Source organism: Streptomyces sp. MAI_2237 (genome assembly GCF_054189285.1).
Genome location: NZ_JAJPGQ010000005.1, coordinates 51,601 through 69,458 on the forward strand (window position 1 = coordinate 51,601; position 17,858 = coordinate 69,458).

General features: G+C 68.8%; 15 protein-coding genes and 1 pseudogene. 12 read left to right on the forward strand and 4 right to left on the reverse strand.

The genetic code is table 11. From position 1 onward, the window contains the following. Window positions 1-83: 83 nt before the first annotated feature. Genes LN251_RS28335 through LN251_RS28345 form a run of 3 tightly spaced genes read right to left on the reverse strand, consistent with a single transcriptional unit; the run spans window position 84 to window position 3,057 of the window. Window positions 84-695, reverse strand: a complete 612-nt coding sequence (locus tag LN251_RS28335) for an acetoacetate decarboxylase family protein (protein WP_458247024.1) — start codon at window positions 693-695, stop codon at window positions 84-86. Next, a complete protein-coding gene (locus LN251_RS28340; protein ID WP_458247025.1) occupies window positions 692-2,407 on the reverse strand; it encodes an FAD-dependent oxidoreductase in 1,716 nt (571 codons plus the stop codon). The genes LN251_RS28335 and LN251_RS28340 overlap by 4 nt, the downstream gene beginning before the upstream one ends. Beyond that, entirely contained in the window at window positions 2,404-3,057 is a 654-nt protein-coding gene (locus tag LN251_RS28345) for a TetR/AcrR family transcriptional regulator (RefSeq protein WP_458247026.1), read from the reverse strand. Before LN251_RS28345 ends, LN251_RS28340 begins: the two co-directional genes overlap by 4 nt. A 191-nt stretch (window positions 3,058-3,248) precedes the next feature. On the opposite strand from LN251_RS28345, the gene LN251_RS28350 reads away from it, so the two are divergent. Further along, entirely contained in the window at window positions 3,249-4,616 is a 1,368-nt protein-coding gene (locus tag LN251_RS28350; RefSeq protein ID WP_458247027.1) for a flavin-containing monooxygenase, read from the forward strand. 220 nt (window positions 4,617-4,836) lie between these two features. Continuing rightward, window positions 4,837-5,469: a hypothetical protein gene (locus LN251_RS28355; protein WP_458247028.1), complete on the forward strand. Its 633-nt coding sequence runs from the start codon at window positions 4,837-4,839 to the stop codon at window positions 5,467-5,469. A 362-nt stretch (window positions 5,470-5,831) separates the two neighbouring features. Here LN251_RS28355 and dacB read toward each other — a convergent pair whose 3' ends face one another. After that, a complete protein-coding gene (dacB, locus tag LN251_RS28360) occupies window positions 5,832-7,379 on the reverse strand; it encodes a D-alanyl-D-alanine carboxypeptidase/D-alanyl-D-alanine endopeptidase (RefSeq protein ID WP_458247029.1) in 1,548 nt (515 codons plus the stop codon). A 585-nt stretch (window positions 7,380-7,964) separates the two neighbouring features. Between dacB and LN251_RS28365 the strand changes: the two genes are divergently transcribed. From LN251_RS28365 to LN251_RS28410, 10 genes and pseudogenes are all read left to right on the forward strand, one after another. Next, window positions 7,965-8,813 carry a hypothetical protein gene (locus LN251_RS28365; RefSeq protein ID WP_458247030.1) on the forward strand — a complete coding sequence of 283 codons (849 nt, stop codon included), beginning with the start codon at window positions 7,965-7,967 and terminating at the stop codon, window positions 8,811-8,813. 156 nt (window positions 8,814-8,969) lie between these two features. Then, a pseudogene (locus LN251_RS28370) lies at window positions 8,970-9,619 on the forward strand (Na+/H+ antiporter NhaA). A gap of 178 nt (window positions 9,620-9,797) precedes the next feature. Further along, window positions 9,798-10,067, forward strand: coding sequence for a hypothetical protein (locus LN251_RS28375; RefSeq protein WP_458247031.1), 270 nt, complete (start codon window positions 9,798-9,800; stop codon window positions 10,065-10,067). 262 nt (window positions 10,068-10,329) lie between these two features. After that, window positions 10,330-11,346 (forward strand): lytic transglycosylase domain-containing protein, encoded by a 1,017-nt coding sequence (locus LN251_RS28380; protein ID WP_458247032.1) that lies wholly within the window; start codon window positions 10,330-10,332, stop codon window positions 11,344-11,346. Between the two features lie 113 nt (window positions 11,347-11,459). Continuing rightward, window positions 11,460-12,470 (forward strand): RNA polymerase sigma factor, encoded by a 1,011-nt coding sequence (locus tag LN251_RS28385; protein ID WP_458247033.1) that lies wholly within the window; start codon window positions 11,460-11,462, stop codon window positions 12,468-12,470. Window positions 12,471-12,889: 419 nt separating this feature from the next. After that, window positions 12,890-13,831, forward strand: coding sequence for an ABC transporter ATP-binding protein (locus tag LN251_RS28390; RefSeq protein WP_427164142.1), 942 nt, complete (start codon window positions 12,890-12,892; stop codon window positions 13,829-13,831). Further along, entirely contained in the window at window positions 13,828-14,598 is a 771-nt protein-coding gene (locus LN251_RS28395; protein ID WP_458247034.1) for an MlaE family ABC transporter permease, read from the forward strand. Before LN251_RS28390 ends, LN251_RS28395 begins: the two co-directional genes overlap by 4 nt. A 3-nt stretch (window positions 14,599-14,601) precedes the next feature. Beyond that, on the forward strand, window positions 14,602-15,405 hold the full coding sequence (locus tag LN251_RS28400) for an MlaE family ABC transporter permease (protein ID WP_458247035.1): 804 nt from the start codon (window positions 14,602-14,604) through the stop codon (window positions 15,403-15,405). A 5-nt stretch (window positions 15,406-15,410) separates the two neighbouring features. Further along, window positions 15,411-16,643, forward strand: a complete 1,233-nt coding sequence (locus LN251_RS28405; protein WP_458247036.1) for an MCE family protein — start codon at window positions 15,411-15,413, stop codon at window positions 16,641-16,643. Further along, entirely contained in the window at window positions 16,640-17,677 is a 1,038-nt protein-coding gene (locus LN251_RS28410) for an MCE family protein (protein ID WP_458247037.1), read from the forward strand. The genes LN251_RS28405 and LN251_RS28410 overlap by 4 nt, the downstream gene beginning before the upstream one ends. Window positions 17,678-17,858: the final 181 nt, after the last annotated feature.

Here is a 17,858-nt window from a genome sequence, read left to right on the forward strand (position 1 = left end):
AGCAGAGGATGTGGACGGCAGGTGGTGTGCCGGCGGCTCGGCGGTCTGAGGCGGCCGGCAGCCATCGGCACGGGAGGGTGCTCTCAGCCCCCGAAGCGCAGGGCGAAATCACGCAGGGTGAGACTGAGCAGAGGGGCCCGGCGGCCGAGCGCCCCGAGCCTGCCGTCGTCGGGTGTCCGCCACTCGGCGCGCGCCAGGCGTACGGCGGCGCTGCTGCGAGCCGGGCTGATCTTCATCTGGCCGTTGAGGGTCTGGGCGAGTTTGTAAGCCAGAGGCCATCGTCCCGGCAGACGCCTCCGCTCGATGTACCGGCCCGCCGCGAGTGGTCCTTCGTCGCTCTTGGCGGCGAACGACGCGGCCTGCGCTCGTCGTATGTCGAAGGCGGCCATCTCCTTGGGGATACCCCACAAGGCGCGCCCGCCGGCCAGAGAGGCTTCGTTGTCGACCCAGATGTCGGTGATGCAGACGCGGGGCCGCAGACCGTCCCGCAGCAGCACGGCACGGAGGAGTTCGTTGTAGTGCAGGACGCTGTTGTTCTCGTAGACGACCCATGCGGCGCCGACCAGGCCGCGACCGGTGGCGGTGAACGGGGTGGTGCCGGGGACGACACGGGGAAGTTCCGCGCGGGGCACGAGCCAGAGGGACAGGTACATCTGTCCGGCCAGGTGCCAGGGCTCATCGGGGTAGCGAGTCATTCGCGTGGGTCCGTTCCGAGGAGGGGCAGGAGGCGCAGGGCGCCCGGAGCGGTGGCCGGAACGGCTGGCCGACGGGGTGGTACGGGCGGAACATGGCGGTACGGCATGCCGGGGGCGGGGCGGGGGTCGAGCTCGTCCTTGTTGGGCCACAGAGCGGTCGCGCGCTCGGCGCAGGCGGTGATGGTGAGGGAGGGATTGACGCCGAGGTTGGCGGAGAGGGTGGAACCGTCGATGACGTGCAGTCCGGGGTAGCCGTGCAGCCGGTGGTACGGGTCGACGACGCCGGTGTGGGGGCTCTCACCGATGGCGCAACCGCCGATCAGGTGGCCGGTGGTCGGGATGTCGAAGAGGTCTGCCCAGGTGCCGCAGGCTTGGCCGCCGATCCGTGCTGCGGCCGTGCGGGCGGCACGGTGCCCCGCGGGGATCCACGTCGGGTTGGGTGCGCCCTCACCGGGCTTGCTGCTCAGACGGCGCCGTCCGCCGGCGGTACGCCGCAGATAGGTGGTCACCGAGTTGTCGGCTGTCTGCATGACCAGCAGGACCACGGACTGCTGGGACCAGCGCCGCGGATTGTGCAGAGCGGGAAGGCGCCGGGCGTTGCGCGCCATGGCGGCGAGTCCCAAGAGGAGACGGGACCGTCCGGGGACCGGGTCAACGAGCGTCGCGCCGAGCAGCGCGAGCAGGTTGCTGCCTCGGCCGTAGCGCACCGGCTCGACGTGGGTGGTTTCGTCCAGATGAACCGAGGAGGTGATGGCGACGCCACGCGAGTAGTCCGTGCTCCGTCCCCTGGCGCGGACTCCGAGAATCGCCTCCGAGTTGGTCCGGGTCAGACGTCCGAGGCGGGGTGAGATGTCGGGTAGCGTGCCGTTGTCCCTCAGCGTGTGCAACAAGCGCTGGGTACCGAGCGCGCCGGCCGCGAAAATGACGTGCCGGGCTGTGAGCGTATGCCGTCGCCTGCCTGGAACGGCGCCGGTACGGACCGATGTGACGGCCCAGACGTCGTCCCTGCGCTTCACGTCCGTGACAGTGCGGCGTTCCAGGACTCGGGCGCCCGCGCCTTCGGCCAGGGCGAGGTAGTTCTTGGGCAGTGTGTTCTTCGCGTTGTGCCGGCAACCGGTCATGCACGCGCCGCAGTTGAGGCAGGAGTTGCGGCTGGGGCCGGCGCCACCGAAATACGGGTCGGGAACCTCCGTACCGGCGCTCGCGCCGGCCGGACCGAAGTGGACGCCGACCGGGGCGGAGCGAAAGGTCTCGGCACAGCCGAGTTCTTGTGCTGTGTCCTTCAACAGCAGGTCGGCCGCGGTGGTCACCGGGTTGGGAGCGACGCCGAGCATGCGGCGGGCCTGGTCGAAGAAGGGGGCCAGCTCCTGACGCCAGTCAGCGATGGACGCCCACGTGGAGCCGCGGTAGAAGGCGTCCGGTGGTTCATAGAGAGTGTTGGCGTATCCGAGAGAGCCGCCGCCGACCCCGGCACCGGTGAGCACGAGAAGGTCGCCGAGCAGGGAGGCGCGGAGAATGCCCAGGCAGCCGAGCCGCGGCGCGAACAGGTAGTTCCGCAGGTTCCACGACGTTCGAGGCAACGCGGAGTCGGTAAAGCGCCGCCCGGCTTCAAGGACGCCCACCCGATAGCCCTTCTCGGTGAGGCGTAGCGCGCTGACACTGCCACCGAATCCCGAACCGACGACGATGACGTCGTAGTCGACGGGTCTCATGACTCGTGCCTCGCCGTGAAGTCCGAAAGCAGCGGGGTGATGAGCCGTGAGAGATTCTCGCGTCGCACTTCGGGATGGACTCCGGTCAGGGCGAGCGGACCGTCGAGTCCGGGAACATGCGAGACGAGGGCAAGGTGGGGCAGGAGCAGAAGGAGCATGGTCAGCAGTGCGTCCAGATCGGCTTCCTTGCGCAAGTCCCCGGCGGCGACTGCCCGTTCCAGGAGGGGGCGAAGGCCCGCGAGGTAGATGGCGTTGACCGGTACCCGGACCGCTTCGCGGACAGTGGGATCCATCTCCATGTTGGTGGCCGCGGTCACTCCGCGCTCGAGCGGTTGACAGGCGAAGTAGTCGAGCCACGCCTCGAGCGCGTCGATGAGGTGGGTGGAGAAGTCGACCGATCCGTCGTAGCCGTCGAGCCAGGGACGCATGTGCGCATAGATCCGCAGCGACGTCTGCTCGGCGACGTAGGCGAAGAGATCAAGTTTTCCCGAGAAGTACTGGAAGAGCGACCCCTTGGCGACGCCGGCCTCGCGCGCGATGACGTTCAGGCTGCCGGTGGAGTAGCCGTGCGTGCCGAACTGGTCCATCGCCGCGACCAGGACGCGCTCGCGCCGAGCGGGGGAAAGCCGGGTCCAGGTGTCGGTGGGCATGGGCACTCCCTCTGTGTGACCAGACGGTCACATGACCGCCCGGTCATGATGGATGCGGCATCCTGAACATGTCAATACAGCGCACAGGCAAGGAGATTGACGATCCTTCAGACAGCTATTGACAGGATGCCGTCAGCCACCCAGCCTGTGATCAGCCGGCAATGTGACCGGCTGGTCACAAGGAGGTCGGCATGCAGAAGGTGTGCGTGATCGGGGCCGGTTCTTCCGGAATCACCGCCTGTCAAGTCCTCGCGGAACGGGGCATCGACTACGACTGCTTCGAGCTGGGATCCGAGGTGGGCGGCAACTGGCGTTACATGAACGACAACGGCCAATCGTCCGCCTACCGTTCCCTCCACATCAACACGTCTCGGCAGATCATGGAGTACGCCAGCTTCCCCATGTCGGAGGAGTACCCGGTCTATCCGAGCCACGCCCATATAGCCCGCTACTTCGACGAGTTCGTCGACAACTTCCGCCTGCGCCCGTCCATCCGCTTCCGCACCGAGGTGGTCGAGGTGGTGCCCTCGGCGGGCCGATGGGCCGTGACGTCACGCAATCGCGACACGGACGACCGCGTGACCGACGTCTACGACGCCGTACTTGTGGCCAACGGCCATCACTGGAAGCCCCGTTGGCCGCATCCGGGCCTCGCCGGGGCCTCGGACTTCGAGGGCACCCAGATCCATTCGCACGACTACCGCACGCCTGAGCCGTATGCCGACCGGAACGTAGTGGTGGTGGGTATCGGCAATTCGGCCTGTGACATCGCTGTCGAGACCTCTCGGGTCTCACGGCGGACCTTCCTCGCCATGCGTCGAGGGGCGCACATTCTCCCGAAGTTCCTGTTCGGAACCCCCACGGACCATCTGACCCACTCGTGGCTGTCCAGGGCGCCCCTCGCCGTACAGGACCGGGGACTGCAACTCCTGCTGTGGCTGAGCCGCGGCCGACTCACCGACTACGGCCTGCCGACCCCGGTCCATCGCGTCCTGGCCGCTCATCCGACGATTTCGGACGACTTGTTGTCCCGGCTGGGCCACGGTGACATCACGGTGAAACCCGCGCCCACCCACGCCGACGCGAGTCAAGTGTCCTTCGAGGACGGGACGTCCGAGGAGATCGACGCCATCATCTACTGCACGGGGTACGACATCGCGTTCCCCTTTCTGAGCGATCAGCTGATCAACCTCACCGACAACGACCCGGCGCTCTATCGACGGGTCGTCTCCCTCGATCAGCCCGGCCTGTATTTCATCGGCCTGATCCAGCCCCTCGGAGCCATCATGCCGCTGGCAGAAGCCCAGTCACATTGGGTAGCCGACCTGCTGCAGAACAGGTGCGCGCTGCCCGGACGGGAGGCGATGCTCGACGAGATCCGCGGTTATCGCACCCGAACGGCCCGCCGCTACGTGGCCTCCACCCGGCACACGATCCAGGTGGACGCACAGGCCTACCTCAAGGAGTTGGCCTGGGAACGCAAAAGGGGCCGCAGCCTCGCACGACGACCAAGGCATGAGGCGAACCTCCACGGAAGCGACATCCCGTTCAGCACGTGATCGGCCGTGCGCACAGCCCCGAGCGCCCGCTCCGGGCCGGCCACCCCAACGTCAAGACGCGCTCGCGGCCTGAACCTCGATCGATCCGGTTCAACACCAGCCCCGGGGCAACCCTGGGGGACCTGGATCGTCGACATCAGCGGGCTCTCTCCCGACTCGCATCTCAGAGGCTCAAACCTGACGATGAAGGACAAAGCCCCCTCACATCCTGGACGGCATCATGCCTGCCACCCCTCTCGCCCCCCGTGGACACCACCGGCTCCGCATCGCCTTCGGCGGGCTCAGCGCCCTGCTTCTCGCCGCCGGACTCGTCGGTTGCAGTTCCGGCAGCGGCCAGGACACCTCTTCCTCGCCCACGTCCAGCCCCAGCACACCAAACAGGGCCTCGTTCTCCGGGACTCCCCCACCGGCTCTGGCCTCCTCCGCCTCTGCCGCGGTTCGCTCGGCTCAGGCGTCCGCGTCCGCCGCGGCGTCCTCCGCATCGGCCCGCGCTTCCGAGTTCGAGGCATCGGTGAATGCGGAGACCCGACGCAGGAGCACGGCGGCACAGCAGGCCCTGAAGAATGTCGAAGGCCGAGGCAATGCCATCTCCGAGGTCGGCATGACGGGCATGCCAAGGGCTCAGACCGGCGGCCTGCTCGCCGTCCTCGTCACGATCACGAACAAGACCAGCAATACGGCTTCCTACGCCGTGCAGATCGACTTCCGAGACGCGTCCGGCGAGACGATCGAGACCAGCTATGTCGGCGCCGAAAATCTCGCCCCAGGCAAGAAGGAACAGCCGATCGCCGTCAGCAAGGAACCTGCCGAGACGAAACTGACGCCCGTTCTGGCCAAGGCGCAGCGATATTGAGCGCCCATTCGGGCGTACCGCTCGTCCCTCGTGTCGTGACGCACCTGAAGCAGAGCCGCACACATGGTGCGATCACGCTGCGTAAGCCCTCGGCGATGGGGACCTTGACATAAATCTCGTCGAATCGCATGGCAGGTGCAACCGCTTTTGGTCCGGGTCTGGAGTGGTGCGCCTGTGCCACAGCCGCCTGATAACACCTGCACGGGCACCGGCCGCGAGCGCACTGCTTGCGGACCAGGCGGTGCCGGACGCCACGGGTAGCCAGTGGGTCCGGTGGGGCGAGCGCACGCCCGGGGCCGGCGAACAGGCGCGATCCCGGGCGTTTCCGTACCATCGGCGCTGGCAGCGGGTGCCACATGCCGTCATAGGTGTGCCGAGGCCTCCTCCTGCAGCAGTGCGGAGATCTGGTTGGTGTCGTCGAAGATACGCATGACGCCCTGGATGTCGGGTGCGGTGGCGGAGTTGACCAGTTCGACGAAGATGACCACATGGCCGTCGTCGGTCAGCAAGTAGCCGGCCTGGCTCTGGTCCGCCACGGCGAACCGGCCGTTGAGCCGGTCCAGGCCGATGACGGTTCCCGGTTTGGCGAATACCTTGCCCTTGGCCGGGCAGTGAGTGCAGGAGCTCGCGTTCGAGCCATCGACCCCCAGAATGGGCAGCGAAAGCCGGAAGGCGGTCGCATCGGGAGTGCGCAGCCAATAGGCGAGAACCTGGGCGAGGCCGACTGGGGTGGCCTTCTCTGTCGCGTCACCGCCGCGTCCGTCATCGAGTTGGAACTGCGTCGGGTCGACGTGCGCGACCCGGGTCAGGAAGTCGTGCTCGACCCCGAATCCGCCGGCGAAGCAGTCCTTGCTGCCCCGCAGCCCGGCCATGTTGCACAAGGCCAGGTTGGCGCCGAGGTTGTGACTGACCTTCAGGATCAGCTTGGCGTACTGCCGGTAGGGCGGGGAGACATAGGCAGCCACCCGCGAGTCGTGGTCGTAGGAGGCGGGCAGTTTGCGCTCCGGGTTGGGGCCTGTCTGACTGGCGCTGACGGTGACGCCTGCCCGGCCGAGCGCCTCGATCAGCGCGGTACGGCCGAAGGCATTGGGATCCTGGACGGGCGAGGTCCTCAGGACGGGCTGCGTCCCGGCCGCGATCTGACCGGACACGGTGATCTTGGTGCCATCCGGGGAGGCCTTGACCCCGATGCTCGTCGTACCTCCGGCGGCCACCGTCTTCACCTTGAAGTCGACGCTGTACGGCTTGACCTGCGGGCGCCAGAACAGCTTGGCCGGGTGCCCGGCGGTGGTGGGGGTGGTGAGCAGGTCGATGAGGTTGTCGTTGATGATCAGTGGGGTGGGCTGCGGGTCCAGCTCCGGGGGCGTGAAGATCCTGGGATCGACGACGACGTCGCCCTGGACGCGGGTGATGCCCGCCTTGCGCACCTGCCGTGCGATCCGGTCCACTCCGGCGAGCGGGTTCTCCGGGGTGAGCGTGGCGCCGGGCAGGTCGTTGGCGGACGTGTGGTCGATGTCGGTGTAGTCCACCGAACCGTCGGGCTTGGTCCGCCCGCCCATCGTCAGGTCGCCCTGGGCGACCAGGGCCAGGTTCCCCTTCAGCGTCGATCCCTGGCGCGTGCCCGCCGCGTACACGGGCGTGGTGAATCGGTGGCCGGGGCCCAGGCTGTGCCAAGCGGCCGAGAGGGTGACGAGTTTGGTGTCCGAGCCGGGGACGAAGGACTGCCGCGCGAACTGTGAGTGGATCACGTGCCCGTCCGAGGGGTCGACCTCGTAGACGCCCCATTGCGCACTCTCGTAGCCGGGCTTGTGCATGATCGCCTCGACGGCGGGCGGGAGTTCGCTGACGTGCCCCGTTTCGAGTGTGCGTGCCGGCACGGCCGCCAGCGCCGCAGGAGCGGTGACGGCCACGCCCGCCAGGGTCACGAGCGTCGCGCAGGTTGCGGCCCAGGGCCGCAACCGACTACGGAACATCGATTTCATGCACACCGCCGATTTCGAGTAAGCAGTCCAAACCGAAAAAGCCGTGAGGTATGCGACAAATTCGGCAGAATCGTAATCGTACGGGCCCGGGCCCACTCATCCTTCCGGCTCCACTCCCCGATGACGGCATGTCGGGCCCAGATCATCCCTTCAGCCGATCGCAGCCGAGCCCGCGCCCAGCCGCCCGTCGGGCGCGACCGTCAGTCCCCTGATCCGTGGGGGAAGGCGTACGCACCGATCTGCTGCCCTGCACTTGCGTCCCACACACGGTTCGGTCGCCGCCGGCGACGGTGGCAGGGCAGCCGTCCAGCGCCCCGGCCGCCCCCGCGGCCACCCCACTGGTGCCACATCAGCGGGCACAATGCGGAAATACGGCTGCGCGAAAGGTGAAAACGACCTCTTCTTGTAGAAAGATCTCCACTGTCCCCGAACTGTGTTCATATGATGCGGAGATCAACAGGCCTGGCCAAGCGGGGGACTTGGACGGGCCTCTCACTTTCCCGTGGGGGATTCATGCGTATACGCGTTGCGGCCGCCGTAGTTTCCGGTGCCGCCCTTCTGTCCGCGCTCGCTCTTCCGGTGGCCGCCCAGGCAGCGGAGCGGACGGGTGTGGCAGGGAAGCTCAGTTCTTTCGCCTCGAAGTCCGTTCAACGGCAGGACTCGTTGGGCAACACCAAGTTCTCGCAGGCTGTCATCAACGGCGGCAAGGACATCGTCCTCGGCACCACCGGCACGAAGTCCGTCACCGTCACTTACACCGCTACGGACCAGAACGGTGTCGCCCTCACCGAGGCCTTCCTGTGGCAGGGCACCGACAGTTCGACCACGGACGGCATCACCGGCGGCCTGGGCACGGACGACGACCCCAACTGCACGGAGACGGCGACCCAGGGCACCTACACCTGCAAGGCCGTCTTCAACATCCACCCCGCCACCGACATGAAGGACAACGGAGTGGCCGGGACCTGGAAGCTATTCCTGGGCGCCTGGGACCTGTACGCAAACGCCAGCTACAACGACGACGTCACCACCACCGCCATCAAAAAGGCGTCCACGCTGACCGCCAACGCCACGCCCGAGCCGGTCACGAAGGGCAAGACCATCACGGTCACGGGCAAGCTCGCCCGCGCGAACTGGTCGACGGGCAAGTACGCGGGCTACGTGTCCCAGCCCGCGAAGCTTCAGTTCCGCAAGAAAGGCAGCAACACTTACACCACGCTCAAGACCGTCAAGACAGACAGCACCGGCGTCCTGAAGACCACCACCAAGGCCACGGTCGACGGCTACTACCGCTACGTCTTCGCCGGCACCACCACCACCGCCGCCGCAACGGCGCCAGGCGACTTCGTCGACGTCAGGTAAGCGGTTCGAAACGCTCACCGACCCGGCCAGGGGCATGGCTGACCACCGTGCCCCTGCTCCCGTCGCTGGCCCTCCAACCGTTTGGCCGGCCCTCTCACCCCCGGGCGTTTCCGTCGGACAATCTGATTACTCCTTGCGGCCGCTGTCGCCGCCCTCATGGGGGCGAACACCGCGCCGGAGCACCACGAATCGTTCTGGAGCGCACACGTCGTCGTTCCGGCCGGCCCCTACCGGGCGTCACTGACGCTGCACGAGCTCGTCAACAACGGCCTCATGACGGTGTTCTTCCTCGTGGTCGGCCTTGAGGCCCGCCGCGAGTTCGACATGGGCGAACCGCGGGAACGCAAGCGCCTCGCACTCCCGCCAGCCGCCGGGATGAGCGGGAGGCTCGTCCCGATCGCGATCTACCTCGCCTTCAACGCGGGCCGGCCATCGGCGCACGGCTGGGGAGCAGCGAAGTCGACGGACACCGCCTTCACCTCGGCATGCTCGCCACGTTCGGCGCCCGCGTGCCAGCCGGGCTGCGGGTCTTCATCCTGACCATCGCCGTCGTCGACGACCTCCTGGCCCTGGTCGTCATCGCGACCGCCTACAACGGCGACGTCAGGGTCGTTCTTCATCAACGGCCGCCGCCACCATGGCGCCTACGACATCGCGAGCCTGCCGGCGGCTGTCCGCACGGCGCGGGAGCGGGCCGCCGTGGCACGAGACCGCCGCCAGGGGAGTCTGCGGAGCGCGCGATAGGTCGGAGGTGCCGGACGGCGCTCCCTTCGCGCAGGCGTCGATCCAAGAGAACCCGGACATGATCGCTCTGTTCGCCTACAACAAGCAGCCCAAACCCCTCTGCATCGTCAAAAACGACTTCGACCCCATCGACGACAGCGCGATGCGGCGCTCACGGCCTGCGGCCGATCCGCCTCGCACTTCGCCGGACGTGTTCGCATCCGGCCGAGCCGTCGTGTCGATTGACGGTGAGGCCCCATCATGTCCGTCGTGGTGCCCTGCGCCAGATTCGTCGGCGCTCCCTCGGCCGTCGTGGCCGAGCCCGTCTCCGGCAGCCCCGGTTCGGGCGAGGCGGCTGTTGTGATCAGCGTGATCGCCGCGGTGACCGTGCTCGCCTTCTTGGCCTGCCCGATTCCGATGGCGCTGACCCTTCTCGCGGGCTCCGTGATGGTGCTGCTCGTCCACCGGCGCGCGGGACGGCTCCTGGCCGTCGTCGCCGGGCTCGCCGCCAGCGGCGGCGGCCGTGGGTGAGCCGGCGGGCGCCCGGCATGTGCCGGTCTCGGCGTGCACGTTGCGCCGGGCCAGCCGGGGTGAGACACCGACGCCGATGTCGGTCAGGCCCGGCTGCCCCAGGCACGCTGCCCGTGAGCGAAGCCGAGGGTGGGGAAGCGTGCAGCTGCACTGCGGAGGAGGCTGATCCGCCAGGCAGGCCCTGAGCGCAGCGACGGACGTGCCGCCCGTCCCCGTAGAGCACTCGAGAGCAGCTCACCGCTCATAGGGAGGGGATCGGGACGTGGCAGGGCAGAGGGTCAGAAGTGTCAGGGGTGCGGCGGTCGCGGCGGCGGCGATGGCGGTGCTGACGGCGTCGCAGGCGCCGGGGGTGACCGACGGGCGGGCCGCCGTGCCGGCTCGGGAGACCGCGGAGCACAGGCCGAGCGTGTCCGGTGACACTCCGTACCGCACGGATCTTCCGCCGCTCACACGCAGGCACATGGGCACGGGTACGGCATCGGCGGCGACGGGCGGCGCGGTGCCCGCCAGCGTCTTCGCCGCCTATCGGCACGCCGAGGCCGAGCTCGGCCTCGGCGTGCCCGGCTGCAGGCTGCGCTGGCAGTTGCTGGCCGCGATCGGTCAGGTGGAGTCGGGGCAGGCGGGCGGTGGTCGGGTGACCTCCGACGGTACGACGGTGACGCCGATCCTGGGTCCGCGACTGGACGGGGGTGCCTTCGCCGTCGTAAGGGACACGGACAGTGGTGCATACGACGGGGACGCGGTGTACGACCGGGCGGTGGGGCCGATGCAATTCATCCCGTCGACGTGGGCGCGGTGGGGTGCGGACGGGAACGGCGACGGGCGGTCCGACCCCGACAACGTCTTCGACGCGGCGCTCGCTGCGGGGCGGTATCTGTGCGCGGCCGGGCGGGACCTGTCCGAGGCCGCCGGGCTGGACCGGGCGATCCTCGGCTACAACCACTCGGCGGCGTATCTGCGGACGGTGCGGGCCTGGTATGCGTACTTCCTGGAGGGGCATCGGGTGGTGCCGGACGGTTCGACGAGTACGGCGGATCCGGCGGTACGGTCCTCGACGCGCCCTGAGCCCTCGCGGCCGAAGCCGACCTCGAAGCCGAAAAAAACGTCCCCTCGCCCGAGCACCGCCCCTTCCCCGGCCCCGACTCCGTCCGTCCCCGCCTCGCCGAGCCCCTCCAACTCCCGCCCGGCGAGCGGGAGTACCGGGGAACCGGTCGCCCCCGTACCCACCCCGAGCATCGGCCTCCCCGTCGGTGACGTGCTCCCCAGCACCGGCCTCTGACCAGTAACGGCGCGGACTCGATGGCCTCCTCCCCCTCCACAACCGCGGCTACCCGGCGGTAATGTCGCCACCCGCCGGACCGGACACCGGCGAGTGAGCGCGAAGGAGCCCTCATGGCGACGGAGATGCCTGCGGAGATGGATGCCGCCGACGAGCGTTGGCGGCGCATGTGGAGCCACCGCGAGCAGTTGCTCAAGGTGGCTCGGCGCAGGTCGATGAGCCAGGAGGACGCCGAGGACGCCGTGCACGAGGCGATGCTGCGCGCGGCGGAGCGGCCCGATCTCGACGAGGAGCGGCTCGGTGCGTGGCTGACGACGGTGACGATGCGGCTGTGCGTCGACCGGTACCGGCAGGTCAACCGCGAGGCCGAGGTCCGCGTCAGCCCGACGTTGATCACGCCCGGTCCGGTGCCGGTGGAGGAGGCGGTGTGCGACCGGGCGGAGGCGAAGTGGCTTGCGATGCGCAGCGGTGAGCTGCCCGCCCGGCAGGCAGAGGCGCTGTGGCTGAAGTCGGAGGACCTGGACGTCGGCCAGGTCGCCGTGAAGATGGGACTGAGCTACCGCACCGTCGAGTCCCTGCTCGCCCGGGCCCGCCGAACGCTGCGCAACTCCCTGACCGCGACCCTCGGCTTCCTGCTGTTCCTGCTCGGCCGCGGGCGCCTCAAGGCCGGCGGCAAGGCACAGGCCGTGGCGGTCGCGTCGACGGCGGCGACGCTGGCGGTGGCGGGGTTCGTGCTGCCGTACGCACTGGACGGGGGCGGCGGCACCACGACGGCTCCGCATCCGTCGGTGGCTCCCGGCGCGGGGGCCCTGCGGACCGACAGCACCGGCACGAGCCGAGCCCGGCAGTCACCGGCCCCCTCGGCCACTCCCCCGGCGGCCGGGTCCCCCAGCGACGGAACGCAGGTGGTACCGCTGTCGGTCCCGCCTCTGCCGCAGGTTTCGGTGCCGACGGTCCCGAAGGTGCAGGGGATACCCAGCGTGCCCACGGTGTCCGGACTGCCGACGGTGACGGATCTCCCCGACCTGCCCACCACGCCGGTCGAGTCCGCTGTCCCCACCCCCGCGGTGCCGTCCGCCTCACTGCCGACCGCCGCCCTGAGCGCGCTCCCGTCGGCCCCGTAACCCCACCAAAAACAGGGCGCCGGCCCGCCCGAATCCGCCCAGCGAACCACCCCCGCAAGCCCACCTGCATCATCACCACAAGTCCACCCGAAGCGCCCCGCGGGCCCGCTCGAACAGTCCCGCGGGCCGTGCCCGAACCGACCCGTAGAGCCCCCTCACACCTCACCCGAGCAATCCCGCAGGCTCACTCGAACCGGTCCCGCAACCCCCGCCCGCATCAACCCCGCAGGCCACACACCGCTCCCGCAGACCCGTCCGCCCCGCCCGCCCCGCGGTCCCCGACCGAACCAACCCGCAGAGTCCCTCAGGCCCACCCCCGCAGACCCACCCGAAAAAATTCTCTTCCCGAGCGACGGACCGCCCGCCGCTCCCCGTAGAGCAGATGTCGGAGCAGCTCCACGGGCCGAGAGGTGGACCGGATGGGTGTCGAGATCTGCGTGGAAGGGCTGACCAAGTCCTTCGGTCACCAGGTCATCTGGCAGGACGTGTCGCTGACGCTGCCCGCCGGGGAGGTGTCCGTCATGCTCGGCCCCTCCGGCACGGGCAAGTCGGTGTTCCTCAAGACGCTCGTCGGGCTGCTGAAGCCGGACCGCGGCAGTGTGCGCATCGCGGGGCGGGACATCACGAAGCTTCGCGAGCACGAGTTGTACGAGGTGCGGAAGCTGTTCGGCGTGCTGTTCCAGGACGGCGCGCTGTTCGGCTCGATGAATCTCTACGACAACATCGCGTTTCCGCTGCGTGAGCACACCCGCAAGTCCGAGAGCGAGATCCGCCGCATCGTGCTGGAGAAGATGGACATGGTCGGCTTGATCGGATCGGAGCCGAAACTCCCCGGCGAGATATCCGGCGGGATGCGGAAACGGGCCGGGCTCGCACGCGCCCTCGTCCTCGACCCCGAGATCATCCTCTTCGACGAGCCCGACTCCGGCCTCGATCCCGTCCGGGTCGCCTATCTCAACCAGCTCATCGTCGACCTCAACGCGCAGATCGACGCGACCTTCCTGATCGTCACCCATGACATCGCCTCTGCCCGCCAAGTCCCCGACAACATCGGCCTGTTGTTCCGGCGCGAGCTGGTCATGTTCGGGCCGCGGGAAGAGCTGCTGACCAGTGACGAGCCGGTCGTGCGGCAGTTCCTGAACGGGCGGATGCAGGGACCGATCGGCATGGCGGAGGAGAAGGACGCCGCCCAGGTCGAGCAGGAGCTGGCCCAACTGGGCAACGGCACACAGACTCCCGGCAGCCAGGCTCTGACTCCCCGCCTGCTGCCGGGCCCAGGCATCCTCCGACCGCCCCGCTGGGACGCGATCGCGGAGCGAGAAGCGGAGTTGCGGCGGCGGAAGGCGGTGGCGGACGTATGAGACTGTCACCGACCGGTGCGCTGCGGCAGTCGGGGAACCTGTTCGCGATGGCGCTGGACGTCGTCCGGACGATGCCCCGACGGCCGTTCCAGGGCAGAGAGTTCATCCAGCAGGCCTGGTTCGTCGCGAGCGTCACCATCCTGCCGACCGCACTCGTCTCCATCCCCTTCGGCGCCGTGATCGCGCTGCAGATCGGCAGTCTGACGCGACAGCTCGGCGCCCAGTCCTTCTCGGGCGCCGCCTCGGTCCTCGCCGTACTGCGCGAGGCGTCGCCGATCGTCACCGCGCTGCTGATCGCGGGCGCGGGCGGCACGGCGATCTGCGCGGACCTCGGGGCGCGGAAGATCCGCGAGGAGATCGACGCGATGCAGGTTCTCGGCATCGACCCGGTCCACCGGCTGGTCGTCCCGCGGGTGCTCGCGTCCATGGTCGTCGCCGTACTGCTCAACGGTCTGGTGTCCGTGGTCGGCGTCGCCGGCGGCTACTTCTTCAACGTCGTTCTGCAGAACGGCACTCCGGGCGCCTACCTCGCCTCCTTCACCACTCTCGCCCAGCTCTCCGACCTGTGGGCGGCCGAGATCAAGGCGCTCGTCTTCGGGGCCATCGCGGCGATCGTCGCCTCGTACAAGGGGCTTACCGCGAAGGGCGGTCCGAAGGGTGTGGGCGACGCCGTGAACCAGTCCGTGGTGATCACCTTCATGTTGCTTTTCGTGACGAACTTCGTGATGACCGCGGTGTACTTCCAAGTCGTCCCGCAGAGGGGCTGAGGCATGGCGCTGTTCGACAGTCTCGAGGCGCTGGGGCGCCAACTTTCCTTCTACGGGCGCTCATTGGCCTGGACGGGCCGCACCCTGCGGCGCCACAAGAAGGAGATCCTTCGGCTGCTCGCCGAGGTGAGCTTCGGCCGCGGCGCCCTCGCGGTCGTGGGCGGCACGGTCGGCGTCATCGCGTTCCTGTCGTTCTTCACCGGAACGGAGGTGGGTCTGCAGGGATACGCCGCGCTGAACCAGCTGGGCACCTCCAACTTCGTGGCGTTCCTGTCGGCGTACTTCAACACTCGGGAGATCGCACCCCTGGTGGCCGGACTCGCGCTCTCCGCGACCGTCGGCGCGGGCTTCACCGCCCAGCTCGGCGCGATGCGGATCAGCGAGGAGACCGACGCCCTGGAGGTCATGGGCGTGCCCTCGCTGCCGTTCCTGGTGACCACGCGGATGGTCGCCGGCTTCGTCGCCGTGATCCCGCTGTACGTGATCGGCCTGCTGTCGTCGTACCTCGCCGCCCGCACCATCACCACCGGCTACTACGGCCAGTCGGTGGGCACCTACGACCACTACTTCTCCCAGTACCTGCCGCCGGTCGACGTCCTGTGGTCCTTCGGCAAGGTCCTCGTCTTCGCCGTCCTGATCATCCTCGTGCACTGCTTCTACGGCTACTACGCGAGCGGCGGCCCGGCGGGCGTGGGCGTCGCGGTGGGCCGCGCGGTGCGGACCTCGATCGTGGCGATCAACGTCCTCGACTTCTTCCTGTCGCTCGCGATCTGGGGCGCCAGCACGACCGTACGTATTGCGGGGTGAGTCAGATGAGAATGCTGAGACTGCGGTTGTACGGCGTGGTGTTCCTTGCCGTCCTCGCACTGTTGCTGTCGCTGTCCGTCGCCGTGTACCGGCAGGCGTTCACTCCGGTCGTGCGGATCAAGCTGGAGGCCGACGGCCTCGGCAACCAGCTCGACCCCGGCGCCGACGTCAAGCTGCGCGGCCTGCTGGTCGGCGAGGTGCGCTCGGTGGGCGCCGACGGGACGAAGGCGACGCTCGACATCGCACTAAAGCCCCAGTACGTCGCCGAGATCCCCTCCGACGTGCGGGCACGCCTGCTGCCGAAGACGCTGTTCGGCGAGAAGTACGTCGACCTGGTCGCGCCCGCGCACACCTCGGCCCGGTCCATCCGCGCCGGCGACGTCATCACCCAGGACCGCACCCGCGTCGGCATCGAGGTGCAGCAGCTGATGAACGACCTGCTGCCGCTGCTGCGGACCGTGCAGCCCGGCAAGCTCAACGCCACGCTCTCCGCTTTCGCCACCGCCCTCGAGGGCCGCGGCGACCGGATCGGCGACAACCTCACCCGCGTGGAGGACTATCTGCACCGCCTCAATCCCCATCTGCCCTCCCTCACCGAGGACTTCGCCCGTCTGGCCGACGTCGCGAAGGTGTACGGCGATGCAGCCCCCGACTTGATGGAGATCCTGCGCAACACCGTCACCACCAGCCGCACGCTGGTCGAGGAGCGGGTCCGGCTCGGGAACGCGCTCACCACGACGGCGACGGCCGCGGACACCGCGGACGGCTTCCTCGACGCGAACGGCGACCGGCTGATCACCCTCGGCCGGGTCTCCCGCCCCACCCTGGAGCTCTTCGCCCGCTACTCCCCCGAGTACCCGTGCCTCCTGACCGGCCTGGTCCACGAGGAACAGGCCTCCGATCAGGCCTTCCGGGGCGGCAGGATGCACATCACGCTCGAAGCCGTACGGCAGCGGGGCGCGTACCAGCCCGGGGAGGAGCCGCAATACGGCGAGCATTCGGGGCCGAACTGCCGTGATCTGCCCAGCCCGCAGGTGCCGTCCCCCGGAGCGCACCTCGACGACGGCTCGAAGCAGGGGAGTTCGCCCCTGCTCGGCGTCTCCGCCACCCGGGCCGAGCAGCAAGCCGTCGGCTCGCTGGTGTCACCGGTGATGGGCGTGCCGGCCGACGAGGTGCCGCCGGTCGCCACGCTGCTGTTCGGGCCGATGGCGCGCGGGACGGCGGTGAGTGTGGCATGAGGACCACCCCGGCCCGGCAGACCGCGGCCCCCCTCGTCAAGTTCAGCGTCTTCGCTCTCGTCACGATCGCGGCGACGGCCCTGCTGGCCGCCACCATCGTCAATGTCTCCTTCACCCCCGAGCGCACGTACCGTGCCGTCTTCAGCGATGTCACCGGCCTGGAGAAGGGCGACGACATCCGGGTCGCCGGGGTGCGGGTCGGCGAGGTCGGGAGCATCCGGATCAAGGACCGGACGTTGGCGGAGATCACCTTCACCGTCGGCGCGGACCGGCCGCTGCTCACCAGCACCCATGCGGTCATCCGCTACCGCAACCTGGTCGGACAGCGGTACGTCGCCCTGACCGAGGGCGCGGGTGACGGCACCCGGCTGAGGCCCGGAGCCACCATCCCGCTGAAGCGCACGCAGCCCGCGCTGGACCTCAACGCCCTGCTGAACGGCTTCAAACCGCTGTTCGCCGCGCTCAGCCCGCAGGACGTCAACCAGCTCGCCACCGAGATCATCAAGACGCTGCAGGGCGAGGGCGGCACCGTCAACAGCCTTCTGGTGCACACGGCTTCGCTCACCACGACGCTCGCCGACCGCGACAAGCTGATCGGCTCGGTGATCGACAACCTCAACACCGTGCTGGGGACGCTGGACAAGCGCGGCACCCGCTTCTCCGGGCTGCTCAAGCAGCTGCGGCGGGTGGTCTCGGGACTGTCCGCCGACCGCAAGCCGATCGGCGAGTCGCTGGTGAACATCGGCGATCTGACGGACGCCACCTCGGGGCTGCTGACGGACGCGCGGCCGCCACTGAAGGACGACATCGCCCAACTGACCGATCTCACCGGGACGTTGAACGACAACGAGAAGACCGTGGAGGGCGTGCTGAAGCGGCTGCCGAACAAGCTCAACGCACTGACGGGGACCGCGTCGTACGGCTCGTGGTTCAACTTCTATCTCTGCGACTTCGACGGCCGGATCGTGCTGCCGAAGACGAAGCAGGTGCTGACCCCCGACATGCACGTGGCGAGGGCGAGGTGCGGATCGTGACGCGCAAACAGCGCCCGGAGCCCCTGATGAAGGTGCGCATCGACCCGCCGAAGCTGCCGACCGTACGGCTCCCTCGGTGGACACCTCGCCCCAGCAGGCCTGAACCCCTGATGAGGGTCCGCATCGACCGGCCGAAGCTGCCCAGACCACGGCTTCCCCGGCGGGCACCACGCCCCGGCAA

What these genes read in the sequence shown, in the direction of transcription:
- LN251_RS28365 (WP_458247030.1), top strand. Translation starts at nt 7,965, where the DNA reads ATGCGTATACGCGTTGCGGCCGCCGTAGTTTCCGGTGCCGCCCTTCTG.
- LN251_RS28375 (WP_458247031.1), top strand. Translation starts at nt 9,798, where the DNA reads ATGTCCGTCGTGGTGCCCTGCGCCAGATTCGTCGGCGCTCCCTCGGCC.
- LN251_RS28350 (WP_458247027.1), top strand. Translation starts at nt 3,249, where the DNA reads ATGCAGAAGGTGTGCGTGATCGGGGCCGGTTCTTCCGGAATCACCGCC.
- LN251_RS28390 (WP_427164142.1), top strand. Translation starts at nt 12,890, where the DNA reads ATGGGTGTCGAGATCTGCGTGGAAGGGCTGACCAAGTCCTTCGGTCAC.
- LN251_RS28340 (WP_458247025.1), bottom strand. Translation starts at nt 2,407, where the DNA reads ATGAGACCCGTCGACTACGACGTCATCGTCGTCGGTTCGGGATTCGGT.
- LN251_RS28405 (WP_458247036.1), top strand. Translation starts at nt 15,411, where the DNA reads ATGAGAATGCTGAGACTGCGGTTGTACGGCGTGGTGTTCCTTGCCGTC.
- LN251_RS28395 (WP_458247034.1), top strand. Translation starts at nt 13,828, where the DNA reads ATGAGACTGTCACCGACCGGTGCGCTGCGGCAGTCGGGGAACCTGTTC.
- LN251_RS28345 (WP_458247026.1), bottom strand. Translation starts at nt 3,057, where the DNA reads ATGCCCACCGACACCTGGACCCGGCTTTCCCCCGCTCGGCGCGAGCGC.
- LN251_RS28400 (WP_458247035.1), top strand. Translation starts at nt 14,602, where the DNA reads ATGGCGCTGTTCGACAGTCTCGAGGCGCTGGGGCGCCAACTTTCCTTC.
- LN251_RS28385 (WP_458247033.1), top strand. Translation starts at nt 11,460, where the DNA reads ATGGCGACGGAGATGCCTGCGGAGATGGATGCCGCCGACGAGCGTTGG.
- LN251_RS28410 (WP_458247037.1), top strand. Translation starts at nt 16,640, where the DNA reads ATGAGGACCACCCCGGCCCGGCAGACCGCGGCCCCCCTCGTCAAGTTC.
- LN251_RS28355 (WP_458247028.1), top strand. Translation starts at nt 4,837, where the DNA reads ATGCCTGCCACCCCTCTCGCCCCCCGTGGACACCACCGGCTCCGCATC.
- LN251_RS28335 (WP_458247024.1), bottom strand. Translation starts at nt 695, where the DNA reads ATGACTCGCTACCCCGATGAGCCCTGGCACCTGGCCGGACAGATGTAC.